Genomic DNA, 22,400 nt, shown 5'->3' on the forward strand with positions numbered 1-22,400 from the left:
TGTGTATCATCTTCTGTACCTGCTTGTGTGTTTGAATATCGGGCTGTTCGCGGCGCCTGAAGTCGTGGGCCAGTCAACGGGGCTGGCGCTCACCATCGGCACGCTCGGCATCTGGCGCTATTCCTGGGCGATCATCAACTTCATCAGGGCGAAGATTTATCTCCATCTTGTCTTTCCGCGCCGGCGCAAGGCCGCGGAGAAGCGCTACCGGGAGCAGAAATGGCGCGCGCACGCGTTTTTCCTGGTCACCACCTACAAGATCGACCCGTCGATCACGGGGCCGGTCTACCGCTCGATCTTCGACGCGGCAGCGCGTTCGGAAGGGGGCGCGACAATCGTCTCCTCTGTCGTCGATGCCAGCGACGTCCGGCTGATCAAGGCGATCTTCGCCTTGTCTGAGGCGAGCAGGTCCGGCCTCGTCAGCCTGAAGTTCGACCGGATCCCCGGCACAGGCAAGCGGGATGCGCTTGCCACATCGATGCGCACCATCGCGCGGCTCAATCCCGGCTGGCAGGACGTCATCTTCCTCGTGGACGGCGACACCCGCGTTCCGCTGGACGTGGTGGCGCAGGCGGCTCCCTTCTTCACCGATCCGATCATGGGCGCGGTGACGACGGACGAAGTTTCCGAGGCCTCCGGCGGCAGACTGTTCAAGGACTGGTTCGCGCTGCGTTTCTCCCAGCGGCAGATGATGATGTCCTCCATGGGCCTGAGCGAGCGCGTGCTGACGCTGACCGGGCGCATGTCCGCCTTTCGCGGCGACCTTGCCAGCGACCCGACCTTCATCGAAAGCGTCCAGCATGACTTCATCGACCACTGGCGCTTCGGGCGCATCGATTTTCTGACCGGCGACGATAAGTCGACCTGGTACTGGCTTTTGCAGCGCGGCTACAAGATGGGCTATCTGCCGGACGTCAAGACGGTCTCCGTCGAAACCCAGCCGCGCGACGGCTTCATCGATTCCGCCATCGTGCTGATGCGGCGCTGGTTCGGCAATACGCTGCGCACCAGCAACCGCGCGCTCGCGCTGCCGGCAAGCCGGATCGGCTATTTCACCTGGTGGTCGATCCTCGACCAGCGCATGTCGATGTGGACGTCGCTTGCCGGACCCTGCGGCATGCTGATCGCCACTTTGGTATACAATCCCTTCGTTTTGCTGTTCTATCTTTCCTGGGTGATGCTGTCGCGCTACGTGACATGCGCGTTGATCTCGACGTTCCGGGCGAGCCGCTTTCCCATCACCTATCCGTTTCTGCTGTATTTCGGCCAGCTTGTGGGCGCCATGGTCAAGACCTATGTGCTTTTCCGCCTTGACCGGCAGAAATGGACCCGCCAGACCGCCGCCACCAAGACCGATACCAAGAGAGGTATTCTGGCGTCCGATCGATTTTCTTTTTATATGCATGCCCTTGCTGTAGGATGGCTGGTGCTGGGCATGGTTTGGCTCGTTGATATTTCGGGCGCTTAGGAGCTTGGCAATGCTTGAGGAAAACCGCACCGACGACGCCGGCAACGAGCAGGAAATCCGTCTGCCGCCCGACCTGCCCGACAACGGCCATGACAGCGACCACCCCTCGATCTGGATGCCGTTTTCGGTCTTCATCGACGGTCGGGAACTGGAGGGCGTCGGCATATCGCTTGTTGCCGCCTATGTCGGCGGCTGGGGCGGCGCCGATCTTGCCGGCCGCGATCTGATTGCCCGTTTCAGCTTCCAGTTCGACGGCTATTCGATCGTATTGCCGATCGAGGTCCGCGCCGGTCTCGAGGATCGCCGCAGCGGCGCCTACAAGCTCGTGTTTCTTGATCCGACCGGCCCGCATCTGGCGCATCTGCGCTATCTCATGAATGCCTATCTCGCGGGCGATCTCGTCCAGATCAACGAAGTGCTGCGCATCCCGCCCGAATACAAGAAGAAGCCGAAGCAACTGGAGCCGCCGAGACCGCCGACTGTCCGGGAGCGGTTTCGCAAGGTCTTCGGCCTGCTCTGGGTCGGCGCGCTCACCGTGGCCCTCATTGCGCTGACTGTCTGGACGATCCACTACCATATCTTCGTCCACAAGGTGCCCGGGCTTGCGACCGTGACGCCTGCCGGCCTGCCGCTGACGGCGCCGGAGGCGGGGCAGATCGCCTATGTCGACGGCCAGGCGCCGGAGGGCGGGGTGGTGTTCTCGCTGCAATCGGCGCGCGGCGGCGTGCTGAATTTCTCCAACCCCTGCAATTGCGACATCATGCTGACGTCGAACGGAACCGTCGGAGCGACCGTGCTTCCGGGCACCCCGATCGCCTATGTGAAAACCGGCGACGCCGGCCCGACGATCAAGGTGGTGATGCCGGACGATCTGTCGAAAATGCTGCTCTTCGGTGCCGAGGCGGAGGCCAGGTTGCCGGACGGACAGACGCTGCCCTTGACCGTTGTCGACGTGAAGGCGGAAGAGGGCGGCTCCGGCTCGCGCAGCATCGTCAGCCTTTCGGCGCCGAGCGGCGCGCTGGGTGCCAGCGACATCGGCAAGACGGTGGCGCTCACCGTTACCAGCAAACCCTACGCCAATCTGCTGACAAGGATTCGCGCCATGCTGCCTTTCTCGGGTCGGGCGCAATCGCTCTCGCAACGGGCCAATGACTGGCCGCTGATCGGCAATGCCTTTGCCGGAACGGTCGAGGAGCACGGGCAATGAGTGCGATCTATCCTCTCGTCATGTGCGGCGGCGTTGGCATGCGCCTCTGGCCGCTTTCGCGTCTCAACACGCCGAAGCAGTTTCACAGGATCGGCCCCGACAGTTCGCTCACCTTCTTCCAGGCGACGGTGGAGCGCCATGGCGGGGAAGGCTTTCATGCTCCCTATGTCAGCGTTGGCATGCGCTATGAGGATGTGGTGCGCGACCAGCTTGCGGCGATCGGCCGCTCGGCCGAGCTGATGATCGAGCCGACCGCCAGGCGGACGGGGCCCGCCGTGCTGGCGAGCGCCATCGCGATCAATGAGCGCGATCCCGGCGCGCTGATGGCCGTGCTGCCGTCCGATCACCTGATCGAGGGGGATTTCAGCGGCGTGCTGTTGAAGATGCGCCCGCCCGCCGCCGACGGCCGGATCGTGCTTTTCGGCATCGAGCCGGCCTACCCGGAGGTCGGTTACGGCTATATCGTCGACAGCGGGCCAAGCGCGCTTTATCCTGGCGCGCGGGATGTCTCGCACTTCATCGAGAAGCCGGCGCGGCCGATCGCCGAAAGACTGATTGCCGAGGGGCATGCCTACTGGGCTTCGGGCGTCAGCCTGTTTCGCGTCGATGTGCTGATGGCGGAATATCAGCGGCTTGATCCGGACACATTCGCGGCGGTCAGCGAGGCGGTCCGCAATGCCGGCCGCAAGCCCGGCCGCACCGAGCTTTGCGAGGCACATTTCCGCCGCGCCCATGGTGAAGCGACGGAAAGCGTGGTGTTCGAACACAGCGACAAGGTGCTTCTGGCGCCGGCCGCCATTTCCTGGAGCGACGTCGGAAGCTGGCGATCGCTCTACGAGATCGGCGACAAGGACGGGGACGGCAATGTGCTTTCCGGCCATGTCGTGCCTGTCGATACCAGCAATTCCTATGTGCGGGCGTCCTCCGGACGTCTGGTCGCGACCGTCGGCGTCGACAATCTCGCCATCGTCGATACCGAGGATGCTCTGCTCGTGACCTCGCTGGATCGCACTCAGGACGTCCGTATGGTGCTTGAAGCGCTGAAGTCGCGTGGGACCGCGGCCGGTGAAGTGGCTGAGCCGCTTGAACGGCCGGTTCGCTCCGGCGACGGCTACGGCGTCTACGCGCTCGACATTCGCCCCGGCGAAGTCGTTGCGCTCGCCCCGCTCAAGGACGAACATCGCGTGCTGACGGTCTGCGCCGGGGCCGTTGAACTGGAAGGCGGCAGCGAGATCGGCCGGAAATGGCCGGGCGAGACCGTCAGGGTCGCTGCGGGCAGCGCCTGCAGGCTGCGGAATGGCGGCGGGGAGCCGGCCCGGCTGGTCGAGGTGCGCCACGCGGTCACGCCGGTTGTGCCGCTTGGCGTTCCGGTTCAGGCGCGCCCGCGCATGGTCTCGGGCGGAGAGGCAAAATGAGCGTGGTCGGCGGCCTTTGGAAGCGCAGTGCCCTGGCGCTGCTGCTGGTGCCGGCGCTTGCCGGCGCCGCAAGGGCCTTCGACCGCGAGGGTATCGAGGTAATCAACCGCAACTACACCGCAATGATGGAGGCGCTGGAGGCCGATCCGGCGGACGGCGTCGACGCGCCGCTTGATGCCGCCTATCGGTTGCTGAACCATGGAGAGGACCGTCCCAAAGCGAACGAAGACGGACCGGCAGGCTCGGCCGCAGCGCCTGCGGGCAGCACAAGACAGGGCGTGGTCGGCAAGGCGCTTGTCGCGCCGATCCTGCAGCAGGTCGCGCTCGAGGTCGGCAGCATGGGGCACCGCGAACTGATGGAAGCGGCCGCGCCGTCGGGCGGCGAGGTGCTGGTGGTCAAGGCCGGGTCGCTGACGCTCTCTGCCTTGCCTGATGCGCTCGAAAGCAGCGGCTGGCAGGATTTCCTCACTGGCGCTGACGGAAATTATAGCCTCAACATTCCGCTGGTGATCATGGAAGACGGAACGCTCGTGATCGGACCCGGCGATAGGCTGGAGATGGCTACCGACCGGGGGGCGTTTATCCTCAATCTTGGAACCTTGACGGTGACCGACGCGACCGTCACGGGCTCCGATGCGCGTCCTCGGCTGTCTGATTTCCACCCCTTCATCCTGACCGCGCGCGGCGGCCGCGCAGCGATCACGGGAAGCCGGTTTTCAAATCTCGGTTTCGACACGCGGCCGCTGATGAGCGGCCTTGCTTTCGGTTCCAGCCCGTTTGCGTCGCTCAAGAGCCAGGGCACGGTCAGCGACACGGTTTTCGACAATGTCCGCTCGGTGGAGGTCACCGGCATCGAGGATTTCGTCTTTTCCCGCAACCGCATCCAGAAGGCGCGCGGGATCGGTCTCAGGCTGGATAAGCTGAAGGGCGGCGCGATCCGGGACAATGTCATTATCAAGAGCGGCATGCATGGCATGCTGGCGCTCGGAAGCACCGGCCTGGAGGTGGCGGGCAATATCTCCGCGGAAAACGGGGGGCGCGGTTTTTTTGGTCGCGACGGCGTCGGCCATCTTGTCGTCGCGGATAACGTCTTCGTTGCCAATGAGGATGAGGGCGTCGCGGTCGCCGGCGGATCCTGCGTCGATATCCGCGGCAACGCCGTGCTGCGCAACCGCCGGGACGGGATAAACGTTTCCCAAAGCCTCGGCGTCCGCCTTGCCGGCAATCTTCTGGTGCGCAATCAGGGGGCGGGGATTTCCATCAATGACAGCATCTCGCCCGCAGACAGCGTCGAGGTCACGCAGAACCGGTTCGTCGCCAACAATGTCGGCATCACGGCCGAGCGCTTCTCCGCGATCCGGCTGAGCGGCAACAATCTCTCCGACCAACTGCCGGTCCTTTTCGGCGGCGCGCTTCAGTACGATACGCCGCGTTACCTTGGCTGGGTCCGCGCGCATGAGGATGATCCGGAGGCCGTCTTCGAGATCTCGTCGGCGCGGGGCGGATCGCCGCTGATCTTCCAGGGCGACAGCAACGGCATGTTCCGCCTGTCCGACATGACCGGCTGCCATTTCGAGGAGCTGAAGTGAGATGGCGAGGCGTCGCACAAGCATCGGCCATTCGGCTGCCGTTCTGTTTTTCACGTTCTCCGTATGCGCAGCCTTTGTCCCGCCGGCGCAGGCGGGAATCTCAATACCGGCATTCGCCTCCGCGCGCGTGCTGGAGGGCCAACGACACGTCACGACCGTTGACACGCGCTATGACCGGCAGCCGGGCCTGAAAGCGATCCGCGACAAGCTCGTCAGTGACCAGCCGGTGACCACGGTGGAGCTTCGGGTGCTGGCCAATGCCGGAGACGGACTTGCCGCCTATGCGCTGGCGGAGCGCTACATCGACAGCGGCCGGCCGGAACTGAGGGCGGATGCGGCGTTCTATTACGCGGTGGCCGTTGCCAGGGGACGCAGCTATGCGATCAATCCGCTCGTCGACATCCTGAAGGACGGACAGACCGTCATTCCGCAGGCCCGCCTCGACAATATCGAAAGGGCGCTGCTGCTGCAGGCAAGCCAGGGCGACAGGGACGCGGTTGATGTCCTGTCGAAATTCTATCTCCAGGGACAGCCTTTCGGCTATCGTCCCGATATGGCCGAAGAACTTATGAAGGCTGGCGCTTCAGGTTCCAATGACAGCGTTCTCGCCCTGCGGACGGCGCTCTGGCTTGCTTCAAAGGAGCCCAGCGATCCGGCGGAGATCATGGAAATCCGGCGATTTCTCGCGATCGCGCTTGAAAGCCCGGATCTGAGCGTGCGGACGGCTGCCGAAAATCTGATGCGTTCCTATCCGGACCCGGGGACGGCCATAGTGGAGGACGACGATGAATAAGGCCGGTTCGACGATGGCAGGTCTGATCGCGGCCATTGCGGTGGCAGGCGGCGCAATGGCGCAGGAGGAGACAAGCCAGGCCGCGCCGAAGCCGCCGTTCCAGATGACCGAGGCTCAGACTGCGCCCGCCGCGCAAGCCGCGCAGCAACCGCCCGCGCAGCAGCCGGCAGCGCAGGAGCCGGTCGCCGACGAACAGATCGCACAGGACGAGCAAGCGCCATCCACGCAACAGCAGCCGGCAGAGGAGACATCCTTGTCTGAGGCCGCATCGGGTTCGCTTTATGGCTGCACCGGTCTCGAAAGCCTTGACCCGGCCGTGCTCGAAGGCCCGAACGGGACCTTCTTCACGGTGATCGACGATATCGCCATGCAGCAGGTCGCCGATCCCGCTCTCGTCGAGAGCATCAGCGACCTGGCCAAGCGTCTGCGCCAACGCGGCACGGTGCTTGTCTATGTCCCCATCCCCAGCAAGAGCCAGGCCATGCCCGATGATGTGCCGGATGCTGCCTGGGTTTATGGATACAACGAGACGGTCAATGAGGAGATCTATGTGCAGGCCTTGTCGCGGCTGAAGGCGGCGAATGTCGTCGCGGTTGATCTGCAGTCGGCGCTCAGAAAGGCCGATCCGGCGACGCCGCCGTTTCAGAAGGTCGATCCCCTGTGGACGCCGGAGGGCGCGCGGCTCGCGGCGGAGGCGATGGCAGCGGAGATCAAGGCGCTCCCGGCCTACCACAAGGCGAACCTGATGACGTTCAAGACCACCGAACAGGACGAGATCTCGCGCCCCTCCGACCTGCGCACGGCGCTGCAGACCCATTGCAGCGCGCCGCTGCCGGCGGTCCGCGAGAAACGGTTCGAGACGACGGGCCAGGAGGCCTATGCCGCAGACAGACCGTTCAACGTGCTGGGCTCCGACGCGCCCGCGCCTGCGGTTCTCGTCGGGTCGCGCTTTTCCGCCGGCGGCCAGAGTCATTTCGACGGCTTCCTGAAGCAGGCGACCGGCCTTGACGTGGCCAATCGCGCAAGCGCGGATGCCTATCCGTTCCAGTCGATCGACGCCTATCTGAAGTCGCAGGAATTCCAGGGCCATCCACCGCTGTTCCTGATCTGGGAAGTGCCGGCCGGCGCCAACCTGGCCCGTTTCGGCCCGCTGCCCTGGCTGACGCTCTCCGCCAACGCGGCCGGTGACTGCTCGGCCGAACACGCGACCTGCGGCAAAAGCGGAGCGGACGAATGACGGAGCATGCCAACACCGCCGGCAGCAGGCTTTCCCGCATCGCCATCGCCAGCCTCCTGAGCGCCGTGATCTTCGCTGCAGGCCTCTCGACAGCCTATGCCGAAAAGCCGGCGATCGATTTTAGGCCGCCGGATATCCAGCCGGCCAAGGTCTGCGCGCAGCGCAAATCCGACGACATGCTGAAACTGCAATGGTCCTCCTGGGACGGGGAGCGCCTGCCCCCGGGCATCGAATATCGCGATCTCGACGCTGAACTGGCGCGGCTGCGCAATATCGACGCGAACAAGTATTTCGACACCATCAAGAAGGCCTATAACCTCCGGGCCAAGGTTGATCCCTACTACAACCGCACGGCTTATCTGCTCGACATGATCTCCCTCTATGTGAAGGCCGAGCGTTTCGCCGACCTGCGCGAGACCGGTTTCGTGGCCGAACTGGAAGCGACTGGACCGGCTGCCTCGGCGGCGACTGTCAACTTTCTCGGCGATCTCTATCTCGAAGGCCGCGCCGTGCCGCAAAACGAGCAGCGCGGCCTGCAGCGCAAGCTCCAGGCCGCCTATAACGGCAATCCGAACGCCGTTCTCGACCTTGCCGAGCGGACGGCCATGGGGCAGAGCGTGCCGGGTTGGGACATGCCGCCCAAGCTTGCCTTCACCCTCGGCTTTTCCTCGCTCCTCGGCAATCTCGACAGCGGCATATGCGAGCGCGTGCGCCGTATCGCCCGGGCTTTCGAAACGGGCGAGGTCATTGCCCAGGATCATGCGCTGGCGGAGGAGTGGTATCGTTTCGCCGCCGAGCTCGGCGATCCGGAGGCGGCCTGGAAGGCCGCGCGCTATCAGCTTTCCGGCGACGGGCTCGCGCAGGACGATACGCTTTTGATGCGATACCTGACCCAGGCCTACGAGGCCGGCATCGTTCCGGCGCGCCTTGCCATGGGATCGCTTTACGAACAGGGACGGCTGCTGACGCAGGATCCGGTTGCGGCGATGCGCATCTATGACGCGCTTGCCGCCGACGGCAGTGAGGACGGGCTGATCGCCGCGATCAGGCTGCAGGAAAGGCAGGGCATTGTCACGGAAGAGGACAAGCAGAAATATCGCGAGCGGTTGGTGAAGCTGGCGCGCTTTCCCGATGCCCCCGGCTGGCCCTTCTCCCGGCTCGGGACGATGCTGCAGGACGAATCCGGGCTGTTTGCCCAGGAAAGCGCGCGCGAGAACCTGTTTCAGGAGGCGGCAAAACGAGACGACCCGGAGGGTAAGCTGCAGCTCGGCCGCCTTTACCTTCAACGCGGCGATGAGGCCGACCGGCAGAAGGCGATCGCCCTTTTCGAGGATCTGGTGGCCGAGGACGGCAAGTCGCTCGCCATCGATGATCTGAGAAACGCGCTTCTGTGCCGTGCGCCGGACGGTCCCGACACGGACCGGTGGGCGCCCTGGCAGGCGCTCGACCCCGACAATCTTCCCGAACTGCCCGACCATATCGAAGCCGAGGACCTGGCAAAACCCGAGATCGCGGACGCTCTGGCGCGCCTGCAGGCGGCGGCGCTCGGCGGCAGCGGCCAGGCGGCGGGCCGGCTGACGACGATCCTCTCCGAACTCAAGCCCGCGCAGTTCCAGAATATCGTTGCCCACTGGCGCGCGATGATGACCGTCAGCGCGGGCGGCGAGGCTTCCGTGCTTCAGGCGGCCTATACGGCCGCACCGGACGATGCCAGCCGCACGGCTATCTTCGATGCGCTGAAGGCCCTTGCCGATGGCGGCGAACCCTACGCCAAGACCGCGCTTGCGGAAATCTATCTGGCCGATGTCCCGGCCGACGAAGTTATTGATGACGAGACGCTCGAGAAGGCGACCGCCCTGATCGAGGCGGTCGGCGGCAGCGTCAAGGGCTCAAGCCTCTGGCGGCTGGACGATGCCTATCGTGCGGCGGGCAAGAAGCAGTTCCAGCCTTCCGACGCCATGCTGGCCGAGATCGCCAGGGTCGGCGACTTCGAGGCGATGCTGTTTGCCGCCGCGCGTTCGGCGGATGAGGAAACGGCGAATTTCTACTATGACCGCGCGCTTTCCATCATGCCATGCGACCTCAATGCGCTGGCGCGCAAGGCGCGCTACGCGCTCGATGCCGGAAGGCCGGACGACGCGCTCAATGCGCTCGACGCGGCGCTGGCGCTGTCGCCGGAACAGGCATGGCAGCAGGTCAAGCTTGCCGACATCTATCTGGCGCTCGGGTCGATCGATGACCGAAAAGAAGCCTACGATCTTTATGTTGCCGCCTTCCGCCAGGGGTACGAACCGGCGGTCTGGCGTCTGCTCGACTGGTTCTCGAGCGGCGACGGGCCGTTTTACGACGAGGCGCTGCATGAGGAAGTGCTGCTTCACCAGCTGAGAAATGCCGGGCCGGCAGAGCTTTACAGCGTGGTGGCAAAGCTGAAGAGCGCACCGAAGAGCGTGTTCGACAATGTGCTCGCCAAATTCGATCTCAAGGACGCCTATCGGGGCGCGGCAATCGCCGGAGAGCCGGTCGCCATGCGCGAGCTCTCCAAGCTCCTTATGCAGGACGGCTCGGCGCCGGACGAGGCCGCAAAGTGGCTCACCGGCGCGGCGACCGCCGGCGACCCCGAGGCGATGCTGATGCTGGCGCAATCCTATGCCTTCGGCCTCGGCGTGGAGCCCTCGGCGGAAAAGGCGCGGCAATGGCTGCAGGCCGCCGCAAGCGCGGGAGACGAGACGGCGGTGACCTTGCTCTCGATCATGCGCGTACAGTAGATATCATTGACCAATGGCACCGACCGAAGGGGAGCTCGATTTGGCCGAATTCAGCAGCGAGCGAGAGCAGTCCGGCTTTGGACGCCTCTCGAACCGGATATTTTCCAGCCCTCGCAGGTTTCGTCGCAGCCTCTTTCTCGCAGGCGCCGCTATGATCCTTGCCGCCGCCGCCGAGCCGCCCGCGCCCGATGCCGACAGCGAGGCCTGTCCCGTATTTCCCGCCCCGACCGTGACGCTCGATTATGGCAGCCGTTACGAGGAAAGCAGCAGCGACCGTTCCGAGCTCGATTCGGCGGGCAACGAGGAAGTGGATCTGGCGCTCAAGGATGCCGATGAATTCATCCGGCAGCTGGACGGGCTCGCCAATGACGCGCTGGTCAATCCGGTGCTGGCCAAGTCAAGGGCGGATTGCGTCATCTCGGGCATCGCCGTCTGGGCCAATGCCGGCGCCTTCAGCGCGCTTGAGACGGAAAACGCCAGAATGACCTATGCCTCGCGGGTGGGCGGCATTGCCAGCGCCTACCGGCAGGTGCGCGACAAGACCGAGGACCTTTCCGAGGAGAAGACGGCGATCGAGGCCTGGTTGCGGAAGAATGCCGATTTCCTGACCGAATACTGGAGCAATGACGCGCCGCCCAAGGCGAAGATGGGCAACCTCAGGCTCTGGGCCGCCTTTGCCGTGACGGAAGCGGCGCTGATCCTGCGGGAGCCCGACTATATCAACTGGGCGCTCGACAGCCAGCGCACCATTCTCGCGACCGTGGATGAAAACGGCAGCATGCCCTACGAGATGCGGCGCGGCGCCTATGCGCTCCACTACCAGCTTCACGCGCTGGCCCCGCTGACGGCTTCGGCCGCGCTGATCTGCCATAGCGACTACGCCTATTCCGAAGACGAGCAGGCGGCGATCGAAAGGGCCGTCGCCTTCGCGCTTGAGGGAATTGCCGATCCGGGCGCGGTCGCGCTGGTTGCCGGCAAGCCGCAGACGGTCAGGCAGGGGCTGAACAACCAGGAGCCATTCTCGATCGCCTTCCTTGAGGCCTATCTCAGTCTGGAAAGCGATGCGGCCCTTGATCGCAAGCTCGCGCCGCTCAGGCCCTTGTCCAATTCCAAACTTGGCGGTGACCTGACCTTGCTCTATCGCAACAACCCGGCCATGCAGCCGGGCTGCTTTGCGCCGAAAACAGCAAGGAGCGGTGAGCAATAGAGGGCCGTTCGGCGCCGTCAGCGGCAGCGTTGCAACTGCGCCTCGTAGATCTGCGTCATCTTCTGGGCGCGGGCGGCGGCGCTTTTTGCCACCGGCCGGCTTTTCCACACGCCGCGGCTGTAGCCGGCATGGCCGGAGTGATAGGCGAGGTAGAGATTGTACGGGTCGTTGAGGGCGATGCCATTCCGGAGATGGCTCTGGTGGTGGTACCAAGCGATGAAGTAGATCGCATCGCCGAAATCCGTTCGGGAGACACCGCGCTGGCCGGTGCGGGCCTTGTATTCCGCCCAGGTGCCGTCAAGCGCCTGAGAGTAGCCGAGTGCGCTCGAGGCGCGGGGACCTGGAATGAAGCCGAGGATTTTCTTGCGCGGCGGACGGGCATGACTGTCGAAGGAGGACTCGACATAGATCGTCGCCATCAGCACGGAAACGGGAACGCCGTAGTCGCGCGAAGCCCGTTCCGCATCGCGACGCCAGTTCTCGAATATTCCGTTCTTCTGCGCGAATATCGCGCAGCTGTTGCCAACATTGCTGACGGTCGTCGAGCAACCCGCCAGAGCGGCCAGGCAGAGCACTGCTAAGACAATCTTCAAGCGCGAAATAGACATGGGGCATGATCTACGCGCCGGACCTTAAGGAAGGGTTTTTAAAAATGGTTAACGGTGAGAATGTTTCTCGCCGCCGCTCCCCGCAAGACCCGCAGGGCAGGCATTTCCGGGAATGCGAAGTTCCTTGAACTTAGTCTTTGACAGACGGGCGGCATGACGATAAGGGGACCGCCTGAAGACGAAGCGCAAAGATCTGCGCATTTCGATCGGCGAAAGCCAGCCTTCAACCGCAACATGAGAGGGTTTGAACGTGGCGAAAGCGGAACTTGGCACGAAAAGAACATGCCCGGACACGGGCAAGAAATTCTACGACCTCAACAAGGATCCGGTGGTTTCGCCCTATTCGGGCAATTCCTGGCCACTGAGCTATTTTGAGGATGAGGCTTCCATCGCCGTTGTCGAAAGCGAGGAAGAGGAAAACGAGGTTGCGGAAGTCGACGCGGAAAACGGCGACGGCGAAATGGGCACGATCGCGGCATCCGACGATGACAGCCCTTCCGACAACATTCCCAATGTGGACGGCGACGACGATGATGACGTGGATGTCGATGACGACGACACATTCCTCGAAGCTGATGATGACGATGATGACGATGTCTCCGACATCATCGGCGTTTCGGATGATGACGACGACAACTGACCCTCTCTGTCGATAGCGTTGTCGCGACCGATATCTAAAGCCGCGGGTTCGAACGAACCGGCGGTTTTTCCTTTTATGGGCGTATCTTGCCCGCCCGCAACAGGCGATGGCCCGTAGCTTGATATATCTTCGGTTTTCGTCAGGCATGCGGTTCGACGCGGCTCCGCGTGTCTGCGCGGGAGACGGTTCAAGTTTTTTTCAGACAATGTTTTTTAAGGCTTGCATCCGTCGAAAATCGACAGTAATAAGCCGCCACCCGACGCGAACAACGTCGCTTCGCACCGCTCAGGCGGTCTGGAGAATGGGGCTATAGCTCAGCTGGGAGAGCGCCTGCATGGCATGCAGGAGGTCAGCGGTTCGATCCCGCTTAGCTCCACCAATTTCCTGTTCTTGTAAAATGTCACATAGATTGACCTTTTTGTGCAGGCTTTGACCTTTTCGGTCACTTGGCTTGAGCTTTTGGGCGTTAAGAGCATCGGTGTTGATCAAGCCTTTGTGACCATTTTCGATCATCGCGGATGAGCGCGTTTGCCAGTTCGATAAACTCTCGTATGATCGCTGTGAGGGCAACTTTGGCGGGTTTTCCGGCGCTTTTCAGCGCCTCGTATTTTTCCTGCATCTGCTTGTTGAGGCGCATGGCGACGAGGGCAGGCATATAGAGGGCGTCGCGCAGGAACCGCCCTTTCTGGCCTTGCCGTCATCCCCGCGCAGGCGTGTTTCAATCTCGGTCTGGATTGCCGCGAGCTGGCGCTCGATCTGGGCGAGGCGCGCCTTTGAGTGCCGCTCCGTCAGTGAAAGCGCTTGCGTCTTGATGCGGTTGAGCAGCCGAGTCCGGTCCTTGACGAGAGCGGTGCGCGCGATCTGCAACTCCTTGAGTTCGTGAATGGTCTCGTTCGCAGGCCGGTCTGGCTGAAGGGCAAAGGCCTGCCCCATCTGCGCCAGCATAATGGTTATGATGTGACCGCGATCGAGGTTCTGCCGCATGCGCTGAGAAAGGAGACATCATGAGCCGGAGTGCAGCCCGCAATACCGGAAAGGCCAACAGTATCGTCTGTCTTTCGCCCTGCGTTTGCCTGACGCCTCGCGGTCCGAAAATGGTGCCGGTGCCCTATATGATCGTCTCGAAACTGGAATGGAGCACGAAGACGATCTCCAGTACCGGCTTCGGCGGCGATCAGGCCTTCACCATGGAAAGCCGCACGCAGAAAGTGACTGGCAACGAGCCGGGCACCGGCGGCGGGGTGTCGTCCGGCGTCAACGTCGGCTGGTGCCGGCCGCAATCAAACAAGTCCAGTTTTCTGGTCGAGGGCCATCAGGTGCTGCAGGACAATTGCATCTACGAGATGAACTGCGCCGGCCCCGACGGGCCGTCGAACACGCTCGGCAAGCTGAATTATGACGATGCGTGAGCGCGATGGCTCGATCCTGCTGTCCATCAAAGGTTCGTTTGACGGTTCACGCTGATCTTATGCGCAAAGATTGTGACTTCACGGAAAGCCGGACATTGTCCGTAATTAACAGGAAAGCCGACATCGGCACATGACAGTGGTCGACTACGCAAGAGTCCTCTGGAGCGGAACGAAACCAGTGAAATCGTGTTTGATAGATTGCAGGATCGAAGGAGAGCGAACCATCCAGAGTTTCAAGCTATTCGGGAGAAAGGCCAGCAATTAAGGCAGCTTCGGCGCGCGATTGCTCGCGCTGCTGCCAGTCCGATGTGTTCAATCAAGTTCGTCGCCGGCGATATTGCCCGGCTCTATGTTGCTCACATGGACAGCTTCATTTGCCATTGCAATGAACCCGCGTCGCATCTATGTTGCATGAAGCTGTAGCACAGCAGATTGATGTTCGTTTTTGCTCTTTTATTTCAAAGGCTTGGATTTCGATCCAGTTTGGCTGAGAATCCAGGTTCCCCAGCCAAACAAAATCAAAAACTTAGTGAAAAATCACCCGATGGTTGTGTTGCGTCGTGTTGCGACTGAATTTCCCTGCTTTTTAAGCATTTTCCGCGCTTTTCCGGTTATGCGTGCTCAATATCTCGCTCGCTTGTGTGTTTTCCCGGGCAAATAAACCCTGGAAGGCTGTCGGCGCGAAAGCGCTCGTTTGCGTTCGCTTCGGTGCTGGAATTTCAGGCAGGCGGCGAGGCTGCTTTGGTGTTACGGTTGTCGGACAGCTCGGCAAAGCGGGGGAGCGACGATGTTGAGGAATCGAAAGTTGGCCGGCTGCGCAATCGTTGTCGGTTTTCTGATGTCAGGACAAGCCTGGTCTGAACCGTTATCGGAGATGAACTCAGTTCCCGAGGAGGTTCAGGGCATATGGGCCATCAGCGATGGCAGGTCATGCACCGACAGATCATCGGATTTCATCGTCATCGGCCCATACGCCACTGTCAGCTTCAGCGACAATGCCGAGAGCATGCCGCTTTTTTATCCGTATGTCCTGGACTGGATCAAGCCTTCCGAGGACGGCATCGTGTTGCTGCGCGAGCAGGACGACGCCGGCTTCGTCTATGTGATCAAGCCCGATCCTAATGGTCTGAAAGCGCAGTTCAGAACGGTATCGAAGCCTGATGAGGCGCCTGTCGGAGCAAGCCCCCAGGAACTTCTTGGTGGCGCAGACAGCCTTCAAGCAAAGAAATGTGCTTCTCTGCCGCAATCATGAAGAACCCGTTCTACGTCGCGCGGGGTACGATTAACGGCAAGCGGATCGAGCGCAGTACCGGTCAGAAAACCTATGCCGCAGCAAAGCGGCAATGCGAAAGGATCGCCGCGGAAATTATCGCAGGAGACGCCCATTCGGTTCCTGAGGGAGAACTGACCGTCCAGCAGGTGATCAGCCTTTTCCGCCAGGCCGGGCGAGATGCGGGCTTCCTCGATCGGATCGAAAAGCACTTTCAGTACACGCCGGTTGCGGAGATCCGAAACGCCGAGATGCGGGCGGCGGCCAACGCCATCTATCCCAAAGCCGCGCCGGCGACCATCCGGCGCCGGCTCTACACCCCTATGAAGGCCGTCCTGAACTTCGCTGCCAACGAAGAGCTTTGCGCTCCACCGCGGTTGGTGTCCCCGTCGGGTGGAAAGCGCAAGATTCAGTTTTTCACCCCTGAGGAGGCTGACGCGGTCCTTGTTGCGCTCGCCGCCGAGCAAAACCAGTTCCTTGTAACCCTGGTGACAGGGCTTTTCGGTCAAAGCATGCGCATGGGAGAGGCCATCACGCTTGACAGCCGTGATGTCTCCCTGAGCCATCGTTATGCCATTCTCCGGAACACGAAGAACGGCGAGGAGCGCATTATCTCGCTCACGTCCAGGACCGTCGCAGCATGGTCTCGGTTGCCGACTATCGGCGTACCGGGCAGCCTTTTTCGATGTGCTGACGGTCATTCGTTCGATCACGGTAATAACCGGGGAGGGCAGATATCGAAGCCTTTCTCGCGAGCGGTCGAGACCGCCGGGCTCGACCCGGCCCGCTACACGCCGCATATCTGCCGGCATAGTTGGGCGACGTGGTTCTACGACCAGACCAAAGATGTTCTCCGGCTGAAGACGGAAGGGGGATGGAAATCGACCGAGTATGAGCGCTATGTGAAAATGGTCGCTCCCGGCATCGGCAGGGTGGCAGGGAAGCGCGGGTGGTCTTTTACGGCTTTGGATCCCGGCGGCACTTGAGGTCGCGCGCTACGGCGCAACCCCATGGTCAGAGAAGTTTCGGTTCATCTCGCGCGAGAGCTTGGTGTCGGCCTTCCGCGCAATTTCGCCGATGGCGACATCGATCGCAGAGAGGGCAGACCGAAGAGCGTTGGCGAGGGCGAGCGTGCTGCGTAGCGAACTGTCGTCGATCTCTGGCTTGGCGGTGATCGAGAGCGAGGACTGAACGCTCTCGCCTGTCTCGCCCGCCTCAACGAGTGAGCGCAGGTTCATCATGTCGTTGGTCATCGGTGGTCTTTCCATCAGGTTGAGCTTCAACAACCCGACCTTACCGGAAAAACACTGGTGACCACCCGTCAGCTACACCACGCGGCGGGACACGATCCAGGGCCCGCTTTCCCAAAAGCTTGCCGCTGAAGGAGTGCTGCCGGCATTTCGTTGGGAAAAGGGGACCAGATTCTATAGGCGATCTGACGTCATTTGAGATCAATCACACGGCTGCACTAATCAAAAGGCTCGTTTCGACGGGCCCATTTTTACCGTTTCGGATCAATCTGGGTGACGAAAAAGGCCAAAGTCGTGGACGTTTCACTTTCTCATGCTAGTTATTTCAATATGTTACAGGGATCGCAAAGTTCAAACCTAATGACCCGGCACAGTTCTTATGGGTGTAAAGCGCGACCAAGATTGACCTTTTCGGCTCGCTGTCAGCCAGCAGGCGGAAGCACGGCGCTTGTCTTATGATTTTTCCCGGCTTTTCTGCGAAGAAGAGCCACTGACTGCCGCCTTCCACGCGGCGGTCAGTGGCGGTGGTCGGATCGGTAGGGGCTTGGTCGTGAACCGCAAGGAACATGGACCGTGTTAGAGTGTGATCGGCCACCGTCTTCGCATGAGGCCTGAACGGATACGCAGCAGCTTTTGGGCTCTGCATGACAAGCATAGGACACGCGAAGATGATGAATGATAGCATCGGCATCGATATTTCAAAAGACCGTCTCGACGCCTTTCGCCTGAGTGACAGGGCGCATCGGGCTTTCCGAAAATCGATTCCGATTTTCGGGCCGATGCGCTAGCGGTCGGCGGACTTTCTCGCACGGCGGCGGCGCCAGCGCGGGCGGCGCCCGCCGGTCTCCGTCGGGTTGGGAAAGGCGATTTCGACGGTAAGCCCATCCTCGCGATAGTGCCGCTCGATCGTACCCTGCAGTTCGCCGATGATGTTGGCATCGATCAATCGGGTGCCGAAACCCTTGCGCTCGGGCTTGGCAACGGGCGCGCCGCCTTCCTGCCAGAGGAGCCTCAACTTGCGCCCCGCGCCGGTTCCTTCATAGGTCCAGGTGACGTTCAGGCTGCCGCCGTCATTCGCCATTCCGCCATATTTGAGCGCGTTGGTCGCCAGTTCGTGGAAGGTCAGGCTGAAGGCCTGTGTGGCCTTCTCGTCAAGCTCGGCAGCCGGGCCGGAAACCTCGTAATGGGCATCCGCGTCGCCGAAGACCTGCTCGAGTTCCTTTGAGAGGAGCTCCCTGAGGTCGGCCCTCTGCCAGCGCGAGCGGGTGAGCACATCCTGCGCCGTGGACATGGCCTGAAGCCGTGCGGCGTAGGATTCCATGAACTGGTCGAGGCTTTCTGCATGATAGGCAGTCTGGCGGGCAATGGCGAGCATGCGGGCGATCGAGTTCTTGATCCGGTGCTTCATCTCCTGAAGCATCAGCTCCCGTTCCTGCAGCGATTTCTGGGTGACCCGCTGGACTTCCCGCGCCGCAGCCAGCGCCTTGATCTGCCATTGGGCGGCGAGGGCAAGCGCCACTGCCAGCAGCAGGGCGACGGAACCGACGACAAAGGGCGTGATGTCGAACTCGGCCTTCTCGAAGGCGGCGCTCGGCGCCATTTCCAGCACCCAGGTCCGCCCGGCGATATCGACTTCGCGTGTGACCTCGAGATCGCTGCGCTCCAGGGCGGCGTCGAAGGTCGATGACCTGAACAGCGGGGTTCCGGGCGCCTCCTTGTCGTAGGCCTCGATCGCGACCGGCACGGTCGGGCCGTCGTCCATCACCGCCTGGTAGAGATCGCCGGCGCGGAACGGTGCGTAGATGAAGCCCGAGAGCGGCAGGTTGCCGTCGGCGGAGTTCGGCCCCTCATCCATCTTGAAGGGCAGGTAGAGCAGGAAGCCCGCCTGCTTCTGCGCGGTGATCTCCTGGACGAGCTCGACCGGGCCGCTGGCGCGCGGCGTGTCCGTGGCAAAGGAATCTGCCATCGCCTCCCGTCGCACCGGTTCGCTGTACATGTCGAAGCCGATCGCCGCACGGTTGCGCTCGTCTTCCGGCTCGAGCAGGACGATGGCGGCACGGTAATCCTGATCGGTCTCCGGCCAGATTGCGATGTCATCGCTGTAAAAACGCGCGATCATGTCCTCGGCCTTGGCCTCGTTGCCGGCGTAGACCATGCGGGCAAACCCGATGCCCTGGATGCCGTCATAGCGGCCTTCTGTATCAAGGCCCTCGACATAGGTCCGGAAAGCCTCCCGGTCGACCATCCCGTCGGTCGCCTCGAAAAAGGCCTTGGTCGCCTCCAGGAGCGACATGTGCTGGTAGAAGCGCGAGACGATGCGGTCGACGGCATCGCCGGCGACCATCTCGAACTTGGCGCGCCGTTCGACCTCGGAGGCCCGGTAGATCGAAAACGACATGCCAAGACCGATCGCGGCAACGACGACGAATACCAGCGCCGGCAAAAGCCGGTTCGGCGAAGGAAACCCGACCGCTCCAACTCTATCGAAAATCTTTCGCATGCTTTTTCGCGGCTGACCTAGATTTCAGGTTTGAACGCCGTTCCCGTTCCATTTCGCCCGGCCGGCGAAAATGTCTCTTTTCAATGATGTTTCGCCGATAAAACGCTTTGCTGGCAAACGTCCGGCCAAGGTGGCGGGTAAGCGCCTGCCGAAATAAAAAAACGAAGCGCTTTGATTTACATCCCCTGTTTTTCAGATGTTGTCAATCAACCTGCCGCCGCCTTCGGAGGTCCGCCTAAACCTCTCGTCGTCACGGAACCGCAGCGATCCGTCGCGCGTTTACCCAACCGAACGACAAAGCAAGCTGAAAGGAGCAGGCTTATGAACTGGGATCGTATCGAAGGCAACTGGAAGCAGTTTACGGGTGAGGCACAGGCCCAGTGGGGCAAGCTGACCAATGACGACCTGGACGTCGTCGCGGGCAATCGCGAGAAGCTCGTCGGCAAGATTCAGGAGCGTTACGGCAAGGAACGTGACGAGGCCGAACGCGACGTCGACACGTGGATGTCGCGCATGAACTGATCGCGAAAGCGACGGAGCGAAAAAAGGCAGTGGCGGAAACGCCGCTGCTTTTTTCGTATCCGCTTCCGGACAAGGCGACGACAAACGAAAAGCGGACCTTCCGGAGAAGGCCCGCTTCGAGGTCCGCTCGGGAGGCGACCTCACCGGCTGCGCGCGAAGTTGACGATCACCGCAACGGCGAAGAACAGCAGGAAGAGGAAGAAAAGGACCTGGGCGATACCCGCGGATGCGCCGGCGATGCCGCCGAAGCCGAGTGCGGCGGCAACAAGGGCAATGACCAGAAAGACAGCGGCATAGTAAAGCATGATACTCTCCTTTGTTTCATGCAGGAAAAACGCCTTCTCGCTGCCTCAGTTCCCCCCGAAGCGCAAAAAGGCGGTCGCCGCCGCCCAAAACTGCCGGCAGCTTCCGGCTTTGACAGGAGGTTTTTGATTCACGGGGACAAGGGGAGGAAGCCGCCCCGACCAGACGGCTCTCCGCCGGGATGGAGAGCCTCTTTCTTTTGATCGAACGATCATTGGCGCGCCTGCCGAATCCCTGTATCTCTTGCCGTCATGATATTTCAGCGCATTGCAGCATTGTTCGAGCGGTGGATCGACCCGCTGGCCGACCGCGCGCCGGAGCAGCCGCCGGAGAAGCTGTTGGCTTTTCTCTGGTTCTTCCTGCGACAGGCGAAATGGCCGTTCTTCGCCATGCTTGTCGTCGGCGGGGGCGTGGCGATCATGGAATCGGCTTCCTTCTGGTTCATGGGCGTGCTGATCGACATACTCGACGGCACGTCGCGCGAAGCCGGCTGGTCGGGGCTGATGGCCGAACACGGCGCGGCGCTCATCGGCATGGCCTTTGCCATGGTTGTCGTCCGGGTGGGACTTACCGCGCTGCAGATGCTGATCGAGGAACAGACGATCGTTCCCGGGTTCAATAATCTTGTGCGCTGGCAGTCCTACCGCTATGTCGCACGTCAGTCGCTCGACTTTTTCCAGAATGATTTTGCCGGCCGGATCGTGACCAAGGTGACGGCGGCCGGCCAGTCGATCGGCGATCTGATGTCGTCGCTCCTGCAGGTCGTCTGGTTCATGGCGATTTACGCGATATCGACCATGGCGCTGGTGGCCGCGCTGGACTGGCGGCTGGCGGCGCTGATTGCGCTGTGGATCGCGATCTTCGCGGTGCTGGCGCGCTTCTTCGTGCCGCGCATCCGGGAGAACGCTCGTGAACTGGCCGAAGCCAATTCGATGATGTCCGGCCGTATGGTCGATTCCTTTTCCAATATCCTGACGCTCAAGCTCTTCGGCAGCGACGAGGGCAATGACGTCTATATGCGCGGCGGCTTTGAACGCCTGATCGCGCGCGTTCAGGCCTTTACGCGGCTGATCACCGGCGTCAGGGCGTCGCTCAGCCTGCTGTCGGGGGTGATGATCACCGCCATCGCGGCGTTCTCGGTGCATTTGTGGTTCTCGAGCGACATTACCTCGGGCGACGTCGCCTTCACGCTCGGCCTGTCGCTTCGACTGTCCATGCTGCTCGGGCGGTTGATGATGCAGCTGAACGGCATCATGCGCGCCATCGGCACCATCCAGAACTCGGCAGAGCTGATTTCGCAGCCGATCGGCCTTGTTGACAAGCCGGATGCCGTGCCGCTCGTTCTGCGCAGCCCAGAAATCCGCTTCGATCACGTCAGCTTCGGTTATGACGGCGGCAAAGGCGTGATCCGCGATCTTGTCCTTGACATTCGGGCGGGCGAAAAGGTCGGCATCGTCGGCCGGTCGGGCGCGGGCAAGTCCACGCTCGTCAACCTTCTGCTCCGCTTCTATGACGTTGACAGCGGGCGGATCCTGATCGACGGCCAGAATGTCGCCGAGGTTACCCAGGAGAGCCTGCGCGCCCAGATCGGCATGGTGACCCAGGATACCGGCCTGCTTCATCGCCCGATCCGCGACAATATCCGTTTCGGCAATGAAAACGCCGATGATGACATGCTCTGGGAGGCGGTCGAGCGGGCGGAAGCAGACAGTTTCATTGCCGATCTGGTCGATTTGCGCGGACGCAGGGGGCTTGATGCCTATGTCGGCGAACGCGGGGTGAAATTGTCCGGCGGCCAGCGCCAGCGCATCGCGATTTCGCGGGTGATGCTGAAGGACGCGCCGATCCTTGTCCTCGACGAGGCGACATCGGCCCTTGATTCGGAGGTGGAGGCCGCGATCCAGGCCAATCTGATGAAGCTGATGGAGGGCAAGACGGTGCTCGCCATCGCCCACCGCCTGTCGACGATCGCCGCGCTTGACCGGCTGATCGTCATGGACAAGGGCCGGATCGTGGAGCAGGGCACCCATGAGGCGCTGATCGAAAAGGGCGGGCTCTACGCCTCGCTCTGGGCCCGACAGTCCGGTGGTTTCCTGCCCGAGCTCGACGACGGGGAGTAGGCGTTTTCCGGTTTCGCGGTTGCAGCACGGCAAGGGGGCGGGCCGGCCGTTTCCGCTCGGTTCATCGGCGATAACCATTGCCTGTGATTGAAATCGG

Annotated in this window: 19 protein-coding genes and 1 tRNA gene; 15 read left to right on the forward strand and 5 right to left on the reverse strand. The window is 62.0% G+C overall.

The window, feature by feature from the left end; translation table 11 throughout:
- Position 1 precedes the first annotated feature (1 nt).
- From JET14_RS03730 to JET14_RS03765, 8 genes are all read left to right on the forward strand, one after another.
- The gene (locus JET14_RS03730; RefSeq protein WP_200336857.1) at positions 2-1,468 is read left to right on the forward strand and encodes a glycosyltransferase; all 1,467 of its coding nucleotides are present in this window, start codon (positions 2-4) and stop codon (positions 1,466-1,468) included.
- 10 nt (positions 1,469-1,478) lie between these two features.
- Entirely contained in the window at positions 1,479-2,675 is a 1,197-nt protein-coding gene (locus JET14_RS03735; protein ID WP_200336858.1) for a hypothetical protein, read from the forward strand.
- Positions 2,672-4,090 carry a mannose-1-phosphate guanylyltransferase gene (locus JET14_RS03740; protein WP_200336859.1) on the forward strand — a complete coding sequence of 473 codons (1,419 nt, stop codon included), beginning with the start codon at positions 2,672-2,674 and terminating at the stop codon, positions 4,088-4,090. Before JET14_RS03735 ends, JET14_RS03740 begins: the two co-directional genes overlap by 4 nt.
- Positions 4,087-5,679 (forward strand): right-handed parallel beta-helix repeat-containing protein, encoded by a 1,593-nt coding sequence (locus JET14_RS03745; protein ID WP_200336860.1) that lies wholly within the window; start codon positions 4,087-4,089, stop codon positions 5,677-5,679. Before JET14_RS03740 ends, JET14_RS03745 begins: the two co-directional genes overlap by 4 nt.
- Position 5,680: 1 nt before the next feature.
- Entirely contained in the window at positions 5,681-6,472 is a 792-nt protein-coding gene (locus JET14_RS03750) for a hypothetical protein (RefSeq protein ID WP_200336861.1), read from the forward strand.
- Positions 6,465-7,709 (forward strand): alginate O-acetyltransferase AlgX-related protein, encoded by a 1,245-nt coding sequence (locus JET14_RS03755; RefSeq protein ID WP_200336862.1) that lies wholly within the window; start codon positions 6,465-6,467, stop codon positions 7,707-7,709. The genes JET14_RS03750 and JET14_RS03755 overlap by 8 nt, the downstream gene beginning before the upstream one ends.
- A complete protein-coding gene (locus JET14_RS03760) occupies positions 7,706-10,474 on the forward strand; it encodes a tetratricopeptide repeat protein (protein WP_200336863.1) in 2,769 nt (922 codons plus the stop codon). Before JET14_RS03755 ends, JET14_RS03760 begins: the two co-directional genes overlap by 4 nt.
- A gap of 151 nt (positions 10,475-10,625) precedes the next feature.
- Positions 10,626-11,681, forward strand: coding sequence for an alginate lyase family protein (locus JET14_RS03765; RefSeq protein ID WP_200336864.1), 1,056 nt, complete (start codon positions 10,626-10,628; stop codon positions 11,679-11,681).
- 17 nt (positions 11,682-11,698) lie between these two features.
- Here JET14_RS03765 and JET14_RS03770 read toward each other — a convergent pair whose 3' ends face one another.
- Positions 11,699-12,289, reverse strand: a complete 591-nt coding sequence (locus JET14_RS03770) for a transglycosylase SLT domain-containing protein (RefSeq protein WP_432443061.1) — start codon at positions 12,287-12,289, stop codon at positions 11,699-11,701.
- A 250-nt stretch (positions 12,290-12,539) separates the two neighbouring features.
- Here JET14_RS03770 and JET14_RS03775 point away from each other — a divergent pair, with 250 nt between their 5' ends.
- Positions 12,540-12,929 (forward strand): TIGR02300 family protein, encoded by a 390-nt coding sequence (locus tag JET14_RS03775; protein WP_200336865.1) that lies wholly within the window; start codon positions 12,540-12,542, stop codon positions 12,927-12,929.
- Positions 12,930-13,232: 303 nt separating this feature from the next.
- Positions 13,233-13,308 (forward strand) — tRNA-Ala (locus JET14_RS03780).
- Between the two features lie 215 nt (positions 13,309-13,523).
- On the opposite strand, the gene JET14_RS03785 is transcribed toward JET14_RS03780, so the two are convergent.
- Positions 13,524-13,874: a hypothetical protein gene (locus JET14_RS03785; RefSeq protein ID WP_200336866.1), complete on the reverse strand. Its 351-nt coding sequence runs from the start codon at positions 13,872-13,874 to the stop codon at positions 13,524-13,526.
- 59 nt (positions 13,875-13,933) lie between these two features.
- Here JET14_RS03785 and JET14_RS03790 point away from each other — a divergent pair, with 59 nt between their 5' ends.
- The 3 genes from JET14_RS03790 to JET14_RS03800 all read left to right on the forward strand — a co-directional run bounded on the left by JET14_RS03790 (position 13,934) and on the right by JET14_RS03800 (position 16,594).
- Complete coding sequence (locus JET14_RS03790; protein ID WP_200336867.1) at positions 13,934-14,338, forward strand: PAAR-like domain-containing protein; 405 nt, start codon at positions 13,934-13,936, stop codon at positions 14,336-14,338.
- Between the two features lie 805 nt (positions 14,339-15,143).
- Entirely contained in the window at positions 15,144-15,590 is a 447-nt protein-coding gene (locus JET14_RS03795; protein ID WP_200336868.1) for a hypothetical protein, read from the forward strand.
- Positions 15,587-16,594 (forward strand): tyrosine-type recombinase/integrase, encoded by a 1,008-nt coding sequence (locus JET14_RS03800; RefSeq protein WP_200336869.1) that lies wholly within the window; start codon positions 15,587-15,589, stop codon positions 16,592-16,594. Before JET14_RS03795 ends, JET14_RS03800 begins: the two co-directional genes overlap by 4 nt.
- Positions 16,595-16,603: 9 nt before the next feature.
- On the opposite strand, the gene JET14_RS03805 is transcribed toward JET14_RS03800, so the two are convergent.
- Together JET14_RS03805 and JET14_RS03810 are read right to left on the reverse strand one after the other, a co-directional pair.
- On the reverse strand, positions 16,604-16,861 hold the full coding sequence (locus JET14_RS03805; RefSeq protein WP_200336870.1) for a hypothetical protein: 258 nt from the start codon (positions 16,859-16,861) through the stop codon (positions 16,604-16,606).
- Between the two features lie 781 nt (positions 16,862-17,642).
- Positions 17,643-19,358: a CHASE domain-containing protein gene (locus tag JET14_RS03810; protein ID WP_200336871.1), complete on the reverse strand. Its 1,716-nt coding sequence runs from the start codon at positions 19,356-19,358 to the stop codon at positions 17,643-17,645.
- 321 nt (positions 19,359-19,679) lie between these two features.
- Here JET14_RS03810 and JET14_RS03815 point away from each other — a divergent pair, with 321 nt between their 5' ends.
- The gene (locus tag JET14_RS03815; RefSeq protein ID WP_024710219.1) at positions 19,680-19,880 is read left to right on the forward strand and encodes a CsbD family protein; all 201 of its coding nucleotides are present in this window, start codon (positions 19,680-19,682) and stop codon (positions 19,878-19,880) included.
- Positions 19,881-20,020: 140 nt separating this feature from the next.
- On the opposite strand, the gene JET14_RS03820 is transcribed toward JET14_RS03815, so the two are convergent.
- Positions 20,021-20,185, reverse strand: coding sequence for a DUF1328 domain-containing protein (locus tag JET14_RS03820; protein WP_200336872.1), 165 nt, complete (start codon positions 20,183-20,185; stop codon positions 20,021-20,023).
- Between the two features lie 249 nt (positions 20,186-20,434).
- Here JET14_RS03820 and JET14_RS03825 point away from each other — a divergent pair, with 249 nt between their 5' ends.
- Positions 20,435-22,303, forward strand: a complete 1,869-nt coding sequence (locus JET14_RS03825) for an ABC transporter ATP-binding protein (RefSeq protein ID WP_200336873.1) — start codon at positions 20,435-20,437, stop codon at positions 22,301-22,303.
- Positions 22,304-22,400: the final 97 nt, after the last annotated feature.

It is taken from the genome of Martelella lutilitoris (genome assembly GCF_016598595.1).
GTDB lineage: Bacteria > Pseudomonadota > Alphaproteobacteria > Rhizobiales > Rhizobiaceae > Martelella > Martelella lutilitoris_A.